This is a genomic window from Streptomyces sp. NPDC051064 (assembly GCF_044455985.1).
Lineage (GTDB): Bacteria > Actinomycetota > Actinomycetes > Streptomycetales > Streptomycetaceae > Streptomyces.
Genome location: NZ_JBITFK010000009.1, coordinates 292,098 through 308,999, shown reverse-complemented (window position 1 = coordinate 308,999; position 16,902 = coordinate 292,098). Strand labels below are relative to the sequence as shown.

General features: G+C 69.0%; 8 protein-coding genes. 7 read left to right on the top strand and 1 reads right to left on the bottom strand.

Annotated features, from left to right (window positions below; genetic code table 11):
* The first annotated feature begins 59 nt into the window (after positions 1 to 59).
* Together ACIBCU_RS30195 and ACIBCU_RS30190 are read left to right on the top strand one after the other, a co-directional pair.
* Positions 60 to 1,406 carry an ABC transporter substrate-binding protein gene (locus tag ACIBCU_RS30195; RefSeq protein WP_399235306.1) on the top strand — a complete coding sequence of 449 codons (1,347 nt, stop codon included), beginning with the start codon at positions 60 to 62 and terminating at the stop codon, positions 1,404 to 1,406.
* A 90-nt stretch (positions 1,407 to 1,496) separates the two neighbouring features.
* On the top strand, positions 1,497 to 3,575 hold the full coding sequence (locus ACIBCU_RS30190; protein WP_399235304.1) for a beta-galactosidase: 2,079 nt from the start codon (positions 1,497 to 1,499) through the stop codon (positions 3,573 to 3,575).
* A 66-nt stretch (positions 3,576 to 3,641) separates the two neighbouring features.
* Here the strand turns inward: ACIBCU_RS30190 and ACIBCU_RS30185 are convergent, their stop codons facing one another.
* Positions 3,642 to 6,842, bottom strand: a complete 3,201-nt coding sequence (locus tag ACIBCU_RS30185; RefSeq protein ID WP_399235302.1) for an alpha-L-rhamnosidase — start codon at positions 6,840 to 6,842, stop codon at positions 3,642 to 3,644.
* 350 nt (positions 6,843 to 7,192) lie between these two features.
* Between ACIBCU_RS30185 and ACIBCU_RS30180 the strand changes: the two genes are divergently transcribed.
* The 5 genes from ACIBCU_RS30180 (at position 7,193) to ACIBCU_RS30160 (ending at position 16,873) form a co-directional block, all read left to right on the top strand.
* Positions 7,193 to 8,374 (top strand): S8 family serine peptidase, encoded by a 1,182-nt coding sequence (locus ACIBCU_RS30180; protein WP_362932095.1) that lies wholly within the window; start codon positions 7,193 to 7,195, stop codon positions 8,372 to 8,374.
* A 377-nt stretch (positions 8,375 to 8,751) separates the two neighbouring features.
* Positions 8,752 to 13,041, top strand: coding sequence for a discoidin domain-containing protein (locus ACIBCU_RS30175; protein ID WP_399235300.1), 4,290 nt, complete (start codon positions 8,752 to 8,754; stop codon positions 13,039 to 13,041).
* A 393-nt stretch (positions 13,042 to 13,434) separates the two neighbouring features.
* On the top strand, positions 13,435 to 14,847 hold the full coding sequence (locus tag ACIBCU_RS30170; protein WP_399235298.1) for an extracellular solute-binding protein: 1,413 nt from the start codon (positions 13,435 to 13,437) through the stop codon (positions 14,845 to 14,847).
* A gap of 88 nt (positions 14,848 to 14,935) precedes the next feature.
* Positions 14,936 to 15,901 carry a sugar ABC transporter permease gene (locus ACIBCU_RS30165; RefSeq protein WP_362932089.1) on the top strand — a complete coding sequence of 322 codons (966 nt, stop codon included), beginning with the start codon at positions 14,936 to 14,938 and terminating at the stop codon, positions 15,899 to 15,901.
* Positions 15,902 to 15,916: 15 nt separating this feature from the next.
* Positions 15,917 to 16,873: a carbohydrate ABC transporter permease gene (locus tag ACIBCU_RS30160; protein ID WP_362932087.1), complete on the top strand. Its 957-nt coding sequence runs from the start codon at positions 15,917 to 15,919 to the stop codon at positions 16,871 to 16,873.
* The last annotated feature ends 29 nt before the right edge of the window (positions 16,874 to 16,902 follow it).

Below are 16,902 nucleotides of genomic sequence, written 5' to 3'. Positions count from 1 at the left end.
CCCCGTGCGGACGTTCCACGGTTCGTGCACCACCCTCACCACAACGGAGTGAAGCAATTATGAGAACCATGACCAGACGCGCGATGCGTGGCGTCGGCCTGCTGTGCGCGGCCGCGCTGAGTCTCACCGCGTGCGGGTCCTCCGACGGCGATTCCGCCTCGTCGGACAAGACCGTATCGGGAGGTGAACTCCGGGCGGCCCTCAAGGAGGGCGGTTCCCTCACGGTGTGGGCATGGGAGCCGACGCTGAAGCAGGTGGTCAGCGACTTCCAGAAGGAGTACCCGAAGGTCAAGGTCAAGCTGGTCAACGCCGGTACGGGCAACGACCAGTACACCGCCCTGCAGAACGCCGTGCAGGCAGGCTCCGGCGTGCCGGACGTCGCGCAGGTCGAGTACTACGCAGTCGGACAGTTCGCCCTCGGCGAGTCCCTCGAGGACCTGAGCCGCTACGGCGCCGGGGACTTCAAGGACGACTACTCGCCGGGACCGTGGAACTCCGTCGCCGTCGACGAGGCCGTGTACGCGCTGCCCATGGACTCCGGCCCGATGGCGCTCTTCTACAACAAGAAGGTGCTGGACAAGCACCAGATCGCCGTCCCCACCACCTGGGACGAGTACCTCGAGGCGGCCCGCGCCCTGCACGCTGCGGACCCGAAGGCGTACATAACCAACGACACCGGCGACGCCGGCTTCACGACCAGCATGATCTGGCAGGCCGGCGGGACGCCGTTCAAGAACCGCGACACGGACGTGACGGTCGACCTCACCGCCGACAAGGGTGTCGTCGCCTACACCAAGGTCTGGCAGAAGCTCATCGACGAGGAGCTCCTGGCGCCCGTCACCAACTGGAGCGACGAGTGGTACAAGGGTCTGGCGGACGGCACCATCGCCACCCTCTCCACCGGCGCCTGGATGCCCGCCAACTTCGTCTCGGGCGTCGAGTCGGCCTCGGGTGACTGGCGCGCGGCCGCGCTCCCGCAGTGGAAGAAGGGCGAGGAGGTCAGCTCCGAGAACGGCGGCAGCGCTCTCGCGGTGATGAAGGCCGGCAAGAACAAGGACCTGGCGTACGCGTTCAACGAGTACGCCAACCACTCCGAGGGCGTCCAGGCCCGCCTCAAGGGCGGAGCCTTCCCCGCCACCACGGCAGACCTGTCCTCGCCCTCGTTCCTCGACACCTCCTTCCCGTACTTCGGCGGCCAGAAGGCGAACGAGATCTTCGCCCGGTCCGCCAGCCAGGTGCCCGACGACTGGTCCTACCTGCCTTTCCAGGTGTACGCGAACTCCGTCTTCAACGACTCCGTCGGCAAGGCGTACGTCTCCGACACCACCCTGGCCGACGGTCTGAAGCAATGGCAGAAGGCTGCCGTCACCTACGGCAACGATCAGGGCTTCAGCGTCAACAAGTGACCTCCGGCCGCTGAACCGGCACGGGGCGGTCGCCCTCCGACGGGCGGCCGCCCCGTGCCGTACCCGCACCTCGCATCCGAAAGGATCTTCATGACCCCCGCCTCCGAGCGCCACTGGCTGCGCCCGCCCTCCGACGACCGCCCCGCGCGCTTCGCCTACGGGGCCGACTACAACCCGGAGCAGTGGCCGCGCGAGGTGTGGAAGGAAGACGTCCGGCTGATGCGCGAGGCCGGGGTCACCATCGTCTCCGTCGCCATCTTCTCCTGGGCCCGTCTCCAGCCGGCCGAGGACCGGTGGGACTTCGACTGGCTGGACGAGGTGCTCGACCTGCTGCACAGCAACGGCATCGACGTGGACCTCGCCACCGCCACCGCCTCGCCGCCGCCCTGGCTCACCACCCTGCACCCGGAGATCCTGCCGGTCACCCGCACGGGGGAGACGCTCTCCCAGGGCTCGCGGCAGCACTGGCGGCCCACCTCACCCGTCTTCCGCGGATACGCCCTGCGGCTGGTGGAGGCCATGGCCACCCGTTACGCGGACCACCCCGCCGTGGTCGCCTGGCACATCTCCAACGAGCTCGGCTGCCACAACATCTACGACTACTCCGACGACGCCGCCCAGGCCTTCCGCGACTGGCTGCGCGCCCGGTACGTCACACTGGAGGAGCTCAACCGGGCCTGGGCCACCTCCTTCTGGTCGCAGCACTACGGGGACTGGTCACAGATCCAGCCGCCGCGACTGGCCGCCAGCCACGCCAACCCGACGCAGCAGCTCGACTTCAAGCGCTTCTCGTCGGACGCGCTGAAGGAATACCTCCGGGCCGAACGCGAGATCCTGCGCCGCATCACCCCCGAGATCCCCGCCACCACCAACTTCATGGTGATGAGCGGGACCCAGGGCATGAACTACCCCGACTGGGCGGCGGAGATCGACTTCGTCTCCAACGACCACTACGCCCACCCGGGGCCGCAGCGCCTCGACGAGCTCTCGTTCTCCGCCGCCCTCACACACTCCATCGCCGGGGGCAGGCCCTGGTTCCTGATGGAGCACTCGACGAGCGCGGTCAACTGGCAGCCCGTCAACGTCGCCAAGCGCCAGGGGGAACTCGCCCGTGACTCCCTGGTCCACGTCGCCCACGGGGCCGACGCCGTCTGCTTCTTCCAATGGCGCCAGTCCGCCGCCGGCGCCGAGAAGCACCACTCCGCGATGGTGCCCCACGCCGGCCCGGACAGTGAGCTGTTCCGCTCGGTGACCGCCCTCGGCCGGACGCTGGAGTCCCTCACACCGGTCACCGGCTCCGTGCGGCAGCCGGCTCGCGCCGCCCTGGTGTACGACTGGGAATCCTGGTGGGCCGTCGAACGCGACTCCCAGCCGTCCTCCCTGGTGCGCTACCGGCAGGAGGCCCTCGACTGGTACTCGGCCTTCCTGTCCCTGGGCGTCCGGGTGGACGTGGTCACGACCGCGGCCGACCTCACCGGCTACGACTTCGTCGCGGCCCCCCTCCTGCACGTCGTCCCCCTGGAGCTCGCCGGGCGCCTGGACTCCTACGTGCGCGGCGGCGGTCACCTCGCCACCACCTACTACTCGGGTGTCGTCGACGAGAACGACCACGTCCACCTCGGCGGATACCCGGGCGCGCTGCGCGATCTGCTGGGTATCCGCATCGAGGAGTTCGGCCCGTTGCGCGAGGGCGAGGACGTGCGGCTCGACAACGGCCTGACCGGCACGCTGTGGACCGACCGGATCGACCTGACCGACCCCGAGGTCACGGTGGAGGCGCGCTACGTGACCGGGGACCAGGCAGGGCGCCCCGCCGTCACCCGGCGCGCCCTGGCGGATGGCGGTTCCGCCGCCTACGTCTCCACCCGGCTGGGCTCCCACGGGCTGCCCGACGTGCTGGGGCCCCTGCTGTCCGGCGCCGGAGTGCTCAGCGAGCTTCCCGCCGACGTCCGAGGGCTGGTGGAGCTGACCGTGCGGACCGACGGCACCCACGCGAACTGGTTCCTCGTCAACCGTACGGACGAGCCCGTCGCCTTCGCCACGGTGACGGGAGAGATCCTTGCCGGGCCCCCGCCGGCCACCGGCGGAGGCCTGGTCCTTCCGTCACGGGGGGTCGCGGTGCTCCGAGTGGCCGCCGGGACCACGCCGTTCACCGAGGCCGTTGGCTAGGCCTCTCGTTTGGCGAAGAGCGCTCCGCGTGCCCTGTGGGACGGGTCCCACAGGGCACGCGTGTGCTCAGCCGGCGGCCGTGAACCGGTGGGTGCCCGACCCCACGGCGAAGACCGCACACCCGTCGTCCAGCCGCAGGAAGTCCGCCGGGCCCCGGCCGGCACTCCGTTCGTCGCCGCCCGGTACCCACACCTCGGCCGTCGTGTTCGCCGGCAGTGCGACGCTGAGGACGAAGCCGTCCGCGTCCTTCCTCCAGCGCGTGGCGACAGGCCCGTACCGTGAGTCGAACCGCCCTTCGGCCCGGGTCACCCCGCCGCCCGGCCGGGGGCGCACGAGGATCTTCCGGAAGCCGGGGGCGCCCGGGGCGATGCCCGCGATGTTCGCGTACATCCACTCACCGACAGAGCCGTACGCGTAGTGGTTGAAGGAGTTCATCCCGGCGTCCTGGAAGGAGCCGTCCGGCCGGATCGAGTCCCAGCGCTCCCACATCGTGGTGGCACCACGGTCGATCTGGTAGCCCCAGCTCGGGAAGGTCCGCTGGAGCAGCAGCCGGTAGGCGACATCCGTGTGGCCGGTGTCCGTGAGCACGGGCAGGAGCCGAGGGGTGCCGAGGAACCCCGTCGACAGATGCCAGCCCTTCGCCTCGATGAGCGCCACGAGACGGTCCGCCGCCGGTCCCCGGTCGTCCTCCGTCAGCAGATCCATGGACAGCGCCAGCACGTAGGCCGTCTGCGTGTCGCCCTTCACCCGGCCGCCCGCGGAGACGTACGCCGCGCGGAACGCGCCGCGCACCCGGCCGAAGAGCGTCCGGTACGGGGCGGGGTCCTTGCCCAGCGCCTCGGCCGTCCGTGCCACGAGATCGGCGCTGTGGGCGAAGTAGGCCGTGGCGATGACGTCCTTGGGCGTCTCGTCCTCGATGTTGAGCCAGTCGCCGAACCCATCCGCCGGGCGCAACAGCCCGGTGCTGTGCGCCTCCAGATACTCCAGCCAGTCGGTCATCGAGGACCAGGACTGCTCCAGCACCCGTACATCCCCGTACGCCTGGTACAGGGCCCACGGCACGGTCACCCCGGCGTCGCCCCAGCCGGCCGCGCCGTTGCCGACGCCCGGGAGGTCCGGGGCGACATGGGTGAAGGCGCCGTCGGAGGTCTGGGCGTCGCGCAGGTCGTGGAGCCACTTCGTGAGGAAGCGCGCCGACTCCATCGTGTATGCGGCGGTGGGCGCGAACACGTTGATGTCGCCGGTCCAGCCGAGCCGTTCGTCGCGGGCCGGGGTGTCCGTCGGAATGGACAGGAAGTTCCCGCGCTGCCCCCAGGTGATGTTGCGGTGGAGCTGGTCGAGCATGGGGACGTCGGTGGTGAAGTCCATGGTGAACGGCGCCGAGGTGTGGATGACACGGCCCACGATCGCGTCGCGGCCCGGCGTGCCGGGATATCCCGTCACCTCGACGTAGCGGAAGCCGTGGAACGTGAAGCGGGGCTCGTAGGTCTCCCGGCCGCCTCCCTTGAGCGTGTACGTGTCCGTGGCGCGGGCGGTGCGCAGGTTGGCCGTGTAGATCGTGCCGTCCGGCTTCAGCACCTCGGCATGCCGCAGCCGCACCGTGGTGCCGGCCGGTCCGGAGACCGTGAGGCGCGCGGTCCCCACCATGTTCTGGCCGAGGTCGAACACGAAGACACCGGGCTCCGGTTCGGTCACCTCACGGGTGGTCAGCTCACGCTCCACACGGCAGGGGCCGTCCACCTCGGCCACGAGCGCCGCGGTCACCCCGTCGACGCTGTCGGCGGTGAGCCAGCCGGCCGCGTCGAAGCCGGCGCGTGTCCATCCGGCGGTCTCCAGCCGGGCGTCGTAGTCCTCACCCGCCATGAGGTCCGCCCCGGTGACCGGTCCCGCCGCGGTGAGCCAGTCGCTCCCCGACACCACGCGCTCGGTCGACCCGTCGGCGTAGGTGACCTCCAGCTGGGCGAGCGCGGCGGGCCGTTCACCGTACTGATGCGGCCCGAACCAGGCGATGTTCCCCGCGTACCACCCGGCCGCAAGCGTGATCCCGAGCGCGTTGGCGCCCCGCGCCAGCAGACCGGTCACGTCGTACGTCTGGTACTGGACGCGCTTGTTGTAGTCCGTCCAGCCCGGGGCGAGCCGGTCCTCACCGACGCGCTCGCCGTTGAGGGACACCTCGTACAGGCCGAGGGCGGTCGAGTAGAGCCTGGCCCGTGCGACACGCTTGCGGCCGAGCTCGAACTCCCGGCGCAGCTGGGTGGCGGGGGAGTACGCCACCTTCACCTCGCCCCAGGGGCCGGAGCCCCAGCGGGCGAGGGCCTTGGCGGCGGGCCAGGCCGTGTCGTCGTAGCCGGGGGAGTGCCAGTCTCCCGGCGGTTCCTCGTCGGTGGCCCGCCACCCCGCGTCGGTGACGGACGTGACCACGCCGTCGGCGGTGGTCAGTTCCAGCACTCCGAGCAGCCCGGCAGGTCCGCTGACCGCGTTCGTCGCCGACACGGCGATCACCTGGACGCCGGGGGCGAGATGGTCCGACACATCGACGAGGACCGGACGCCTCCAGTTCTCGGCGGGGCCGTCGGCCTCCGTGTGCGCCACCTGCACGCCGTTCACCCGGGCGGTGAACCCGTCGTCGGCGCTCATGACCAGCCGGGCGCGGGTGACACCCTCCGGAACCTCCACCCGGCCGCGGAACCACCGTGTGGCGGCGGGTGCCCCGACGGCGGGATCACCTTCGGGGAACCAGATCCACGACGCGTCGTCCAGAGCGGGCGTGCCGGTCAGCGCCTCGGGCGCGGCGATCCACCCGGCCGACCAGTCCGAGGCGTCCAGGAGACCGGTCTCCCACCAGGACGGCTCGCTCCACGCGGAGGCCCGGCCGTCCGCGTCCCAGATCCGCACGGACCAGAAGTAGCGTGTGCGGGACACCGGCTCGGGGCCCGCGTACGGGACCAGCAGGGACTGTGCGGACTCGACCCTGCCGCTGTCCCAGACGTCGGGCTTCCCCAGGCGGTCGGAGGAGGTGGCCACGCGCACCTGGTAGGCGGTCTGGCTCCGGCCCGCGCCGTCCGACGCGACCGGCCAGCTCAGTCGTGGACGCGGGGTGTCCAGGCCCAGCGGATTGCGTACGTACTCGACGGTCGGCTCGGTGACGCGAGCCCGGCCGCCCGCGGCGGCCCGCGCGGGTCCTGACGCACCGGCGGGAGGTGCGGACACCGCGGCGAGCGCGGCGGTGGCGGCGGTGGTGCTGAGCAGTCGTCTTCTGCTGATCACAACGCGGCTCCGTAACGATGCGGTGGTGAATCGTTTCAGTTTCGGTGAAGCTAGGGTTTTGACCGCTCACTGTCAAGAGTTATTCCGCGATAATGCCTTTTCTGGACTGATAGTTGTATGCCTGCTGTCTGTGGCATTGACGCCCTCCTGGGCCGGGTCTATCTTCGCTCGCAAGGAGGTCTTGAAACCTTTCATGCGATGGGGCCGAATGGGCCTGCCCCGGCGCCGATCGTTGCGCTGTCCGGCTGACGCGGCTCAGGCTCGCCGGAGATGTGGACGAAAGGTCAGGTGTTCGCACTTCGCGGACCTGACAGGTCCGCGATCCGCTCCTCCACCTCAAGGGAGAACGCATGCGCCTGCGCGCCCGCTGGGCACCAGCCGCTCTACTGCTGATCGCCCCCCTGATCGGCACCACCACGGCCACGGCAGACGCCGGCGAGACTCTCGTGCCGGTGCAGAAGTCGGCCCGGGCCGTCCCCGGTCAGTACATCGTCACCGTTTCGCCCGAGCAGACGCCGGCTGCCATGGCCGAGCAGATCGGGGTCAGTACCCTCTTCACGTACAGCAAGGTCCTGCACGGGTTCGCGGCGTCTCTGACACCCGCGCAGCTCGAGAAGGTGCGCGGCGCGACGGGCGTCCAGGCGGTCGAGGAGAACAGCGAGGCCTCCGTCTCGCCGCCCGCCGCCGAGGCGGCCGGGAAGCGGGCCGTCGCCGGGAGCTGGGGCCAGGACCGCGTCGACCAGCGGAACCTGCCGCTGGACGGCACGTACGACGTGGACGGCACGGGTCAGGGTGTGACCGCGTACATCCTCGACACCGGCATCGAATCCGCCCACGGCGAGTTCGGCGGCCGGGTGGGTTCCGGGTACGACGCGATCGGTGACGGCCGCAACGGTGAGGACTGCAACGGCCACGGCACGCACGTGGCCGGGACCGTGGCCGGTACGACGTACGGGGTCGCGCCCGCGGCCTCCCTCGTGCCGGTGCGGGTGCTCAACTGTGAAGGCTCGGGCTCCTGGGCCGGGATCATCGCCGGCCTCGACTGGATCGCCCGGAACGCCGAGCAGCCGGCCGTCGTGAACGCCTCCCTCGGCGGACCCGCGTCGTCGGCCGTCGACGACGCGTTCGACGCGCTCGCGGCGGAGGGCACCCTGCCCGTGGTCGCGGCGGGCAACGAGAACCAGGACGCCTGTGACGTCTCCCCGGCGCGGGCCGACGGCGTGCTCGCCGTGGGGGCCGGCGACGACCAGGACCGGCAGGCGACGTTCAGCAACTGGGGTACCTGTGTGTGGCTGTACGCCCCGGGCGTGGATATCGTGTCCGCCAACCTCGGCGGCGGCTCCACGACCCTGAGCGGAACGTCCATGGCCAGTCCGCACGTCGCCGGTGCCGCCGCGCTCTACAAGGAGCAGCACCCCGACGCGGCGCCGCAGGAGGTCTCCGACTGGCTCGCCGCGGAGGCGACCCCCGACGTCCTGGCCGGCCTGGGTGCCGGCTCGCCCGACCGGCTCCTCTACGTCGGCGGTCTCTAGACCCCCGGCCGGTCCACCGGAGCGGGGTCCGCGTCCTGCGGGCCCCGCTTTTCGCTGTGCTGTGGAACAGGCACTTTCGGGCTGCTTGCAGTGTTACGCAAATAACTTACGCTCTTGAGGATGTGTCAGGGAGCGTGATCCCGCCATGCCTTCCTCTCCAAATTGGCCCTCTGGAACGGCCCTTGTGCGACTCCCCGTGGCGCCCCGCCGTGCTCCGGCTTCTGTCCCAACCGTGGACGCTCTCGCATTTCTCTGCAACTCTCTGACCGCCAAGCGCAAAACTCAGCTCGGTGTGCGCAGAAACAAGTGCCGCAGAGCTGTGCCGACAGAGCCGCGCCCTCGGCGTGTCCCGCGCCGAGGCTGGAGATCGGGGACTTATGAGAGCCCAACGCTGGAGGTGGCGGACGCTTTCCGCCATGGTCGCCACCAGTCTTCTGATGATCGGATGGCCGTCGCTCACCGCAGCGGCGGCCGACGGCCCCAACATCGCCGCAGGCCGGACCGCGGCGGCGAGCAGTGCCGGCGGCGAGTACGCCGCCAGGAACGTGACGGACGGCAACCGGTCGACGTACTGGGAAGGCACCGGAGGCACCCTGCCCCAGTGGGTGCAGACCGACCTCGGGTCGGCCGCCAGGGTCGACGAGGTGACCCTGAAGCTCCCCACGGGCTGGGAGAGCAGACAGCAGACCCTCTCGCTCCAGGGAAGCGCCGACGGCACCAGCTTCTCGACGCTGAAGAGCTCGGCAACGTACACCTTCAGCCCCGGCACCTCCAACGCCGTGACGATAGCCTTCCCGGCGACCCAGACGCGGTTCGTGCGCGTGAACGTCACGGCCAACACGGGGTGGCAGAACGCGCAGCTCTCCGAGCTGGAGGTCAGGGCCGCAGGAGAGTCCTCGGCCAATCTCGCAGCGGGCAGGGCGCTCAGGGCGAGCAGCTACACCGAGACGTATGTGGCCTCCAACGGCAACGACGGCAACCGGGCCAGCTACTGGGAGAGCAGGAACAACGACCTCCCGCAGTGGATCCAGGCCGACCTCGGTTCCTCGGTCCGGGTCGACAGGGTCGTGCTCCGGCTGCCCGACGGCTGGGAGCAGCGCTCCCAGACCCTGAAGATCCAGGGCAGCGCCGACGGAGCGGAGTTCAGCGACCTGACCGCGTCGAAGGAGTACACCTTCAACGCCGCGGGCGGGCAGTCGGCGACGATCTCCTTCGACGCGACCACGACCCGCTACGTGCGGGTGCTCGTCACCGCCAACTCCGTCCAGCCTGCCGCCCAGCTCTCCGAACTGGAGATCTACGGCCCGGCCACCGGTGACACGGAGGCGCCCACAGCGCCGTCCGGTCTGGCCCTCACGGAGCCGTCGACAGGCCAGATCAAGCTGACCTGGACGGCATCCTCGGACAACACCGGTGTCACGGGCTACGACGTCTACGCCGACAACACGCTTCTGACCGGTGTGGCGGGCGGCGTCACCACCTTCACCGACACCCGCCCGGCGAGCGAGACCGTCTCCTACTACGTCCGGGCCAAGGACGCGGCGGGTAACCAGTCGGGCAACAGCAACACCGTCACCCGCGCCGGCGACTCCGGTGACACGCAGGCGCCCACCGCGCCGTCCGGTCTGGCCTTCACGGAGCCGTCGACAGGCCTGATCAAGCTGACCTGGACGGCCTCCTCGGACAACAAGGGTGTCACGGGCTACGACGTCTATGCCAACAACGTGCTCCGCAAGAGCGTGGCCGGCGACGTCACCACGTACACCGACACCCAGTCCGCCGCCACGACCGTCAGCTACGTCGTGCGGGCCAAGGACGCCGCGGGCAACGTCTCCGGCGCCAGCAACACCGTGACGCGCAACGGATCCACGAGTGCCGCGTCCAACCTCGCCGTCTCCAAGCCGATCACCGCGTCCTCGGTGGTCCACACGTTCGTCGCGGCCAACGCCAACGACAACTCCCTCAGCACATACTGGGAGGGCGCGGGCGGCAGCTACCCCAACACGCTGACGGTCAAGCTGGGTGCCGACGCCGACACGGAGAGCGTCGTCGTCAAGCTGAACCCCGACAGCAGCTGGGGAGCGCGCACCCAGAACATCCAGGTACTCGGACGGGAGCAGGACGCCACCTCGTTCACGAGCCTGGCCGCCGCCAAGGACTACGCGTTCAACCCGGCGACGGGCAACACGGTGACGATCCCGGTCACCGCCCGGGTGGCCGACGTCCAGCTGAAGTTCACCTCCAACACCGGATCCGGCGCAGGTCAGGTCGCCGAGTTCCAGGTGCTGGGCGCTCCGGCCCCCAACCCGGACCTGCAGGTCACGGCGGTCGCCGCCTCGCCCTCGGTCCCCGTGGAATCGGACGCCGTCACCCTGTCGGCCACCGTCCGCAACTCCGGTGCGGTCGCCTCTCCCGCCGGGAAGCTGGACTTCGAGCTCGGCGGATCCAAGGTCGCCACCGCTTCGGTGGGCGCTCTTGCCGCAGGCGCCTCTGCCCAGGTCACCGCGTCCATCGGGACCCGCGACGCAGGCAGTTACACGCTCGGGGCGGTCGTCGACCCGGCGGGCGAGATCATCGAGCAGAACGAGACGAACAACCGCTTCACCAGCGGCACCCCGCTGGTCGTGAAGCCGGTGTCCAGCTCCGACCTCGTGGCGAGCGCGGTCACGACCTCCCCGTCGGGCCCCTCGAACGGCGACACGGTCACCTTCTCCGTCGCCGTGAAGAACCAGGGCTCCGTGGCGTCCGCGAGCGGCAGCCACGGGATCACCCTCAGCCTGATCGACTCCGAGGGAGCAACGGTCAAGACCCTCACCGGCGCGCACAACGGCGCCATCGCGGCGGGTTCCACGACGTCACCGGTCTCCCTGGGCACCTGGACGGCTGCCAACGGCTCGTACACGGTGAAGGTGGTGCTTGCCGACGACGCCAACGAACTGCCGGTGAAGCGCGCGAACAACACCAGCACCGAATCGCTCTTCGTCGGGCGCGGCGCCAACATGCCGTACGACATGTACGAGGCGGAGGACGGTGTCACCGGCGGCGGAGCCAAGGTCGTCGGCCCCAACAGGACCGTCGGCGACATCGCGGGCGAGGCGTCCGGCCGCAAGGCCGTGACGCTCGACAGCACCGGAAACTACGTCGAGTTCACGACGCGGGCGAGCACCAACACCCTGGTCACCCGGTTCTCCATCCCGGACTCCGCGGGCGGCGGCGGCATCGACTCGAAGCTGAACGTCTACGTGGACGGCACCTTCCTCAAGGCGATCGACCTCACCTCGAAGTACGCCTGGCTGTACGGGAACGAGACCGGACCGGGCAACGACCCCGGCTCGGGCGCACCCCGGCACATCTACGACGAGGCGAACGTCATGCTGGGGAAGACCGTCCCGGCGGGCAGCAAGATCCGGCTGCAGAAGGACGCGGCCAACACCAGCACGTACGCGATCGACTTCGTCAGCCTGGAGCAGGCCGCCCAGAAGGCGAACCCCGATCCCGCCCGGTACACCGTGCCCGCCGGCTTCACCCACCAGGACGTGCAGAACGCCCTGGACAAGGTCCGGATGGACACCACCGGAACCCTGGTAGGCGTCTACCTCCCGGCCGGTGACTACTCCACCTCGAGCAAGTTCCAGGTCTACGGCAAGGCCGTGAAGGTGGCCGGTGCCGGGCCGTGGTTCACCCGGTTCCACGCCCCGTCCACGCAGGACAACACCGACATCGGATTCCGTGCGGAGGCCGGTGCGAAGGGTTCGTCGTTCTCCGACTTCGCTTACTTCGGCAACTACACATCGCGGATCGACGGGCCGGGCAAGGTGTTCGACTTCTCCAACGTCTCGGACATCGTGATCGACAACATCTGGAACGAACACATGGTGTGCCTCTACTGGGGGGCCAACACCGACAACATCACCATCAAGAACTCCCGGATCCGCAACATGTTCGCCGACGGCATCAACATGACCAACGGCTCCACGGACAACCACGTCACGAACAACGAGGCGCGGGCCACCGGGGACGACAGCTTCGCACTGTTCTCGGCGATCGACTCCGGCGGCGCGGACATGAAGAACAACGTGTACGAGAACCTGACGTCGATCCTCACGTGGCGGGCGGCGGGAGTGGCCGTGTACGGCGGCTACGACAACACCTTCCGCAACATCCACATCGCCGACACCCTGGTGTACTCCGGGATCACCGTGAGTTCGCTGGACTTCGGCTACCCGATGAACGGGTTCGGGACCGGCCCCACGGCGATCGAGAACGTCTCGGTCGTGCGGGCCGGTGGTCATTTCTGGGGGACGCAGACCTTCCCCGGGATCTGGCTGTTCTCGGCCTCCAAGGTCTTCCAGGGCATCCGGATCTCGAACGTGGACATCGTCGACCCGACGTACAGCGGGATCATGTTCCAGACGAACTACGTGGGAGGCCGGCCGCAGTTCCCCATCAAGGACACCGTGCTCACCGACATCACGATCTCGGGCGCGCGCAAGAGCGGTGACGCGTTCGACGCGAAGTCCGGCTTCGGTCTGTGGGCCAACGAGATGCCGGAGGCGGGGCAGGGACCTGCCGTCGGTGAGGTCACCTTCAACGGGCTGAAGTTCAGCGGCAACGCCCAGGACGTGAAGAACACCACCTCCACCTTCAAGATCAACATCACCCCGTAAGGAGGTCGAAGCGGGCGGGCGGGGTGCTCCCCGGGTGCCGGAAACGGCCCCCGGGAGGCACCCCGCGGCTACGTAACCTCTTGCAGTCATAAGTCCGTCTCTTGCGGACTGCCTGCCGCCGATCACTCTCAGACGGTCCCTGACGGGCCGTTACCCCGGAGGTCGGTCGGGCGGCGCGCTGCGCCCTGCTCGTCCGGGTCGAGCCGTACAGGAGTGCTCCATCGAGGCGCCGGGATGCTGATACCCGGCGCCTCATCACATGCGGAGCGCTGTCAAACATTTACGAAAACTGCGCGAGATATTGCGCTCACTTGTCGCCGGTGGTTGAGTATGCCGCGCCCCGGCAGACAGTCGGCCGAGGCCTTCCGTGCTCATGCCCGAAGGGGACCACCGATGAGAAGTGCTGGGTTTCGCCGTACCCGCCGTGCCTCCGCGGCCGCCGTCGTCACCGCGCTCGCCCTGACCGCCCTTGCCTCCTGCGGCACGAGCAGCAGCGGCGACGGGAACGACGACTCCGGCAGCGGCTCCTCCGATCCGGCCGCGCCGCTCGACCCGAAGGCCAAGGTGACGCTGTCGATCGACTGTATGCCGCCGGCCGCGAAGGCCGCGGAACTGCGCGAGTGGAACGAGGACGTCAAGACGTTCAACAAGAAGTACCCGAACGTCAGGATCGACGGAAAGTCGACGCCCGGTCAGTGCCTGGAGCCGCCGCGCTTCACGGCCATGCTCAAGGGCAAGTCGCAACCTGACGTGTTCTACGCGTACTTCACCGATCTCCAGCAGGTGCTGGACAACGACGGCGCCGAGGACATCTCCGCGTACGTCAACGGCACGTCCGTCCCGGCGTTCAAGGACATCCAGCCCCAGGTGCTCGACGTGGCCCGCAAGGACGGCAAGCTCTACGCGCTGCCGACCAGCAACTACACCATGGGCCTCATGATCAACCGGAAGCTGTTCACAGAGGCCGGGCTGGACCCCGACACCCCGCCGGCGACCTGGGACGAGGTCCGCGCCGCGAGCAAGAAGATCGCGGCACTGGGCAACGGAATCGCCGGATTCGGCGAGTACAGCGCCGGCAACAACGGCGGCTGGCACTTCACCGCCACGCAGTACGGCCTGGGCGGCGACGTCGTGGACGCGAGCGGCAAGAAGGCCGCGTTCAACGACGACAAGGGCAAGCAGGTCCTCCAGCAGCTGCACGACATGCGCTGGGAGGACGACAGCATGGGCAAGACCCAGCTGCTGAAGTGGGGTGATCTGCAGAAGCAGATAGCCACCGACAAGCTCGGCATGTTCCTCGCCGCGCCCGACGACATCACGTACATGGTGCAGCAGCTCGGCGCGGAGTACGAGAACTTCGGCATGGGCCCGATCCCCGGCGCCGAGGGCACGCTCTTCGGCGGGAACAACTACATGATCAAGAAGGGCAGTTCGCCCGACAAGATCAAGGCTGCCGTCGCCTGGCTGAACTTCCAGAACCTCACGCCGAAGAAGGGGCAGTTCGACTGGGGCCGCAGGAAGGCCGACAACCTCCCCGTCGGACTTCCGCAGCCCAACTTCTTCCTCGGCGAGAGCAAGACGACGGACGACGCCGAGCGTGTCGCCAACGCCACCATGCCCGTCGAGAACTTCAAGGCCTTCATGGACAAGCCCGTCCAGGGCAAGGCCGAGCCGCCGAAGGCCCAGGAGATCTACAAGATCCTCGACAACGCGATGTCCGCGGTCCTGACCAACAAGGACGCCGACATCGACAAGCTGCTCGACACCGCCGAGCAGCAGGTCAACCAGGTCCTGGCCAACCAGTAGCGGACGTGCGGAGGCCGGGCCGGGCGGGCCCGGCCCCGCATCCGGACCGTCCGTCTGCGAGCGACTGCACCGGCACCGAGGAGACACCATGTCGGCCCCCACCCTGTCCACCGGGAAGGCGAGCGCGCCGCCCCCCGGGCACCACCACCAGAGCCCCAGCGGGCCGGACTCCGCCCGCGAGGAGTTCCTGCGCGCCCTGCGCCGCAACATCTCGGCGCACGGCTTCCTGATCGGAGCCGTCCTCTGCTTCTCCTTCTTCTCCTGGTATCCGATGGTCAGGGAATTCCTCCTGGCCTTCCAGAAGACCGAGGACGGCACGACGACCTGGGCCGGCTGGTCCAATCTGACCTACGTCTTCAACGACCCCGCGTTCTGGCAGGCATGGCGCAACACCCTGCTCTTCACCGTGCTGGCGCTCCTGCTGGGCTTCGCGGTCCCGTTCGTCGTCGCCGTCGTGCTCAACGAATTCCGGCACGCGCAGGGGTATCTGCGCCTGCTGGTCTACCTGCCCGTCATGCTCCCGCCGGTCGCCTCCGTGCTGCTCTTCAAGTACTTCTACGACCCCGGCTACGGACTCTTCAACCGCATCCTGGAGTTCCTTCATCTGCCCGCCCAGCAATGGCTCCAGGACCCCGACACCGCCATGCTCTCCGTCGTCATCGCGTCGACCTGGATGAACATGGGCGGGGCCACGCTGATCTACCTCGCCGCGCTCCAGGGCATCCCGGGCGAGCTCTACGAGGCGGCCGAGCTCGACGGCGCGGGGCTGCTCCGCAAGATCTGGCACGTCACCATCCCGCAGACCCGGCTCATCCTGTCGCTCCTGCTGCTCATGCAGATCATCGCGACGATGCAGGTGTTCACCGAGCCGTTCCTGCTCACCAACGGCGCCGGGCCCGAGGGCTCCACCACGACCGTCGTCTACCTCATCTACCAGTACGCCTTCAACTTCAACAACTACGGCGGAGCGGCGGCCCTCGGCCTCCTCCTGCTCGTCGTCCTCGCGGGCTTCTCCGCGGTGTACGTACGCCTCAGCCGCACCAGCGAAGACTAGGACGGGAGCACGACGATGGCATCGAACACGCTTGTCTCCCGGCGCGGACCCGGCGGTCCCGGCAGCCGCAAGGCCCGTCGCCGGGACGCGGACCAGGGCCGCCAGCGGACCCTGATCTCACCGGCTCAGCTGGGCCGGCCCCGGGGGAAGGCGGTCTACTGGATCGTCTTCGCCCTGATCGCGGCGGCCTTCACCCTCGCGTTCCTCGGCCCGCTGTACTGGATGGTCACCGGCGGCCTCAAGACCACCCAGGAAGTCGTCCAGAGCCCGCCCACCGCCTTCCCCTCCTCGGTCCACACGGAGAACTACTCCCAGGCGTGGAACGTGATGGACCTGGCCCGACTGCTCTTCAACACGCTCTACTACGCCTTCGGGGCACTCGCCTTCCAGCTGGTCCTCGACGTGGCCGCCGCCTACTCGCTCTCCAAGCTGCGGCCGGTCTTCGGCAAGGTCATCCTCGGCATGATGCTCGCCACCCTGATGATCCCGGCGACCGTCCTGGTCGTACCGCAGTACCTCACGGTCCTCGACGTACCGATCTTCGAACGCAACCTGCTCAACTCGCCCTGGGCGATCTGGCTGCCGTCGGTCACCAACGCCTTCAACATCTTCCTGCTGAAGCGGTTCTTCGACTCCATCCCCGGCGAACTCCTCGACGCGGCGGCCATCGACGGCGCCTCGCCCCTGCGCACGCTGCGCTCCATCATCCTGCCGATCTCCCGGCCGATCCTCGGCGTCGTCTCCATCTTCGCGGTCGTCGGAGTCTGGAAGGACTTCCTCTGGCCCATGCTCACCCTGCCCGACCCGGGAAAGCAGACCCTCAACGTCGGCATCTACTCGCTGTCCAACGGCGTGCCGACCAACGTCCTCATCGCCGCGCTCACCATCGCGTCCGTCCCGACGCTGCTCATCTTCCTGCTCTTCCAGCGCAACATCATGAGCGGCCTCACCGCGGGCGGCCTGAAGGGCTGACGACGCCCCTCCGGACCACCGCCTCCCAC

What these genes read in the sequence shown, in the direction of transcription:
- ACIBCU_RS30195 (WP_399235306.1), top strand. Translation starts at nt 60, where the DNA reads ATGAGAACCATGACCAGACGCGCGATGCGTGGCGTCGGCCTGCTGTGC.
- ACIBCU_RS30190 (WP_399235304.1), top strand. Translation starts at nt 1,497, where the DNA reads ATGACCCCCGCCTCCGAGCGCCACTGGCTGCGCCCGCCCTCCGACGAC.
- ACIBCU_RS30180 (WP_362932095.1), top strand. Translation starts at nt 7,193, where the DNA reads ATGCGCCTGCGCGCCCGCTGGGCACCAGCCGCTCTACTGCTGATCGCC.
- ACIBCU_RS30175 (WP_399235300.1), top strand. Translation starts at nt 8,752, where the DNA reads ATGAGAGCCCAACGCTGGAGGTGGCGGACGCTTTCCGCCATGGTCGCC.
- ACIBCU_RS30170 (WP_399235298.1), top strand. Translation starts at nt 13,435, where the DNA reads ATGAGAAGTGCTGGGTTTCGCCGTACCCGCCGTGCCTCCGCGGCCGCC.
- ACIBCU_RS30165 (WP_362932089.1), top strand. Translation starts at nt 14,936, where the DNA reads ATGTCGGCCCCCACCCTGTCCACCGGGAAGGCGAGCGCGCCGCCCCCC.
- ACIBCU_RS30160 (WP_362932087.1), top strand. Translation starts at nt 15,917, where the DNA reads ATGGCATCGAACACGCTTGTCTCCCGGCGCGGACCCGGCGGTCCCGGC.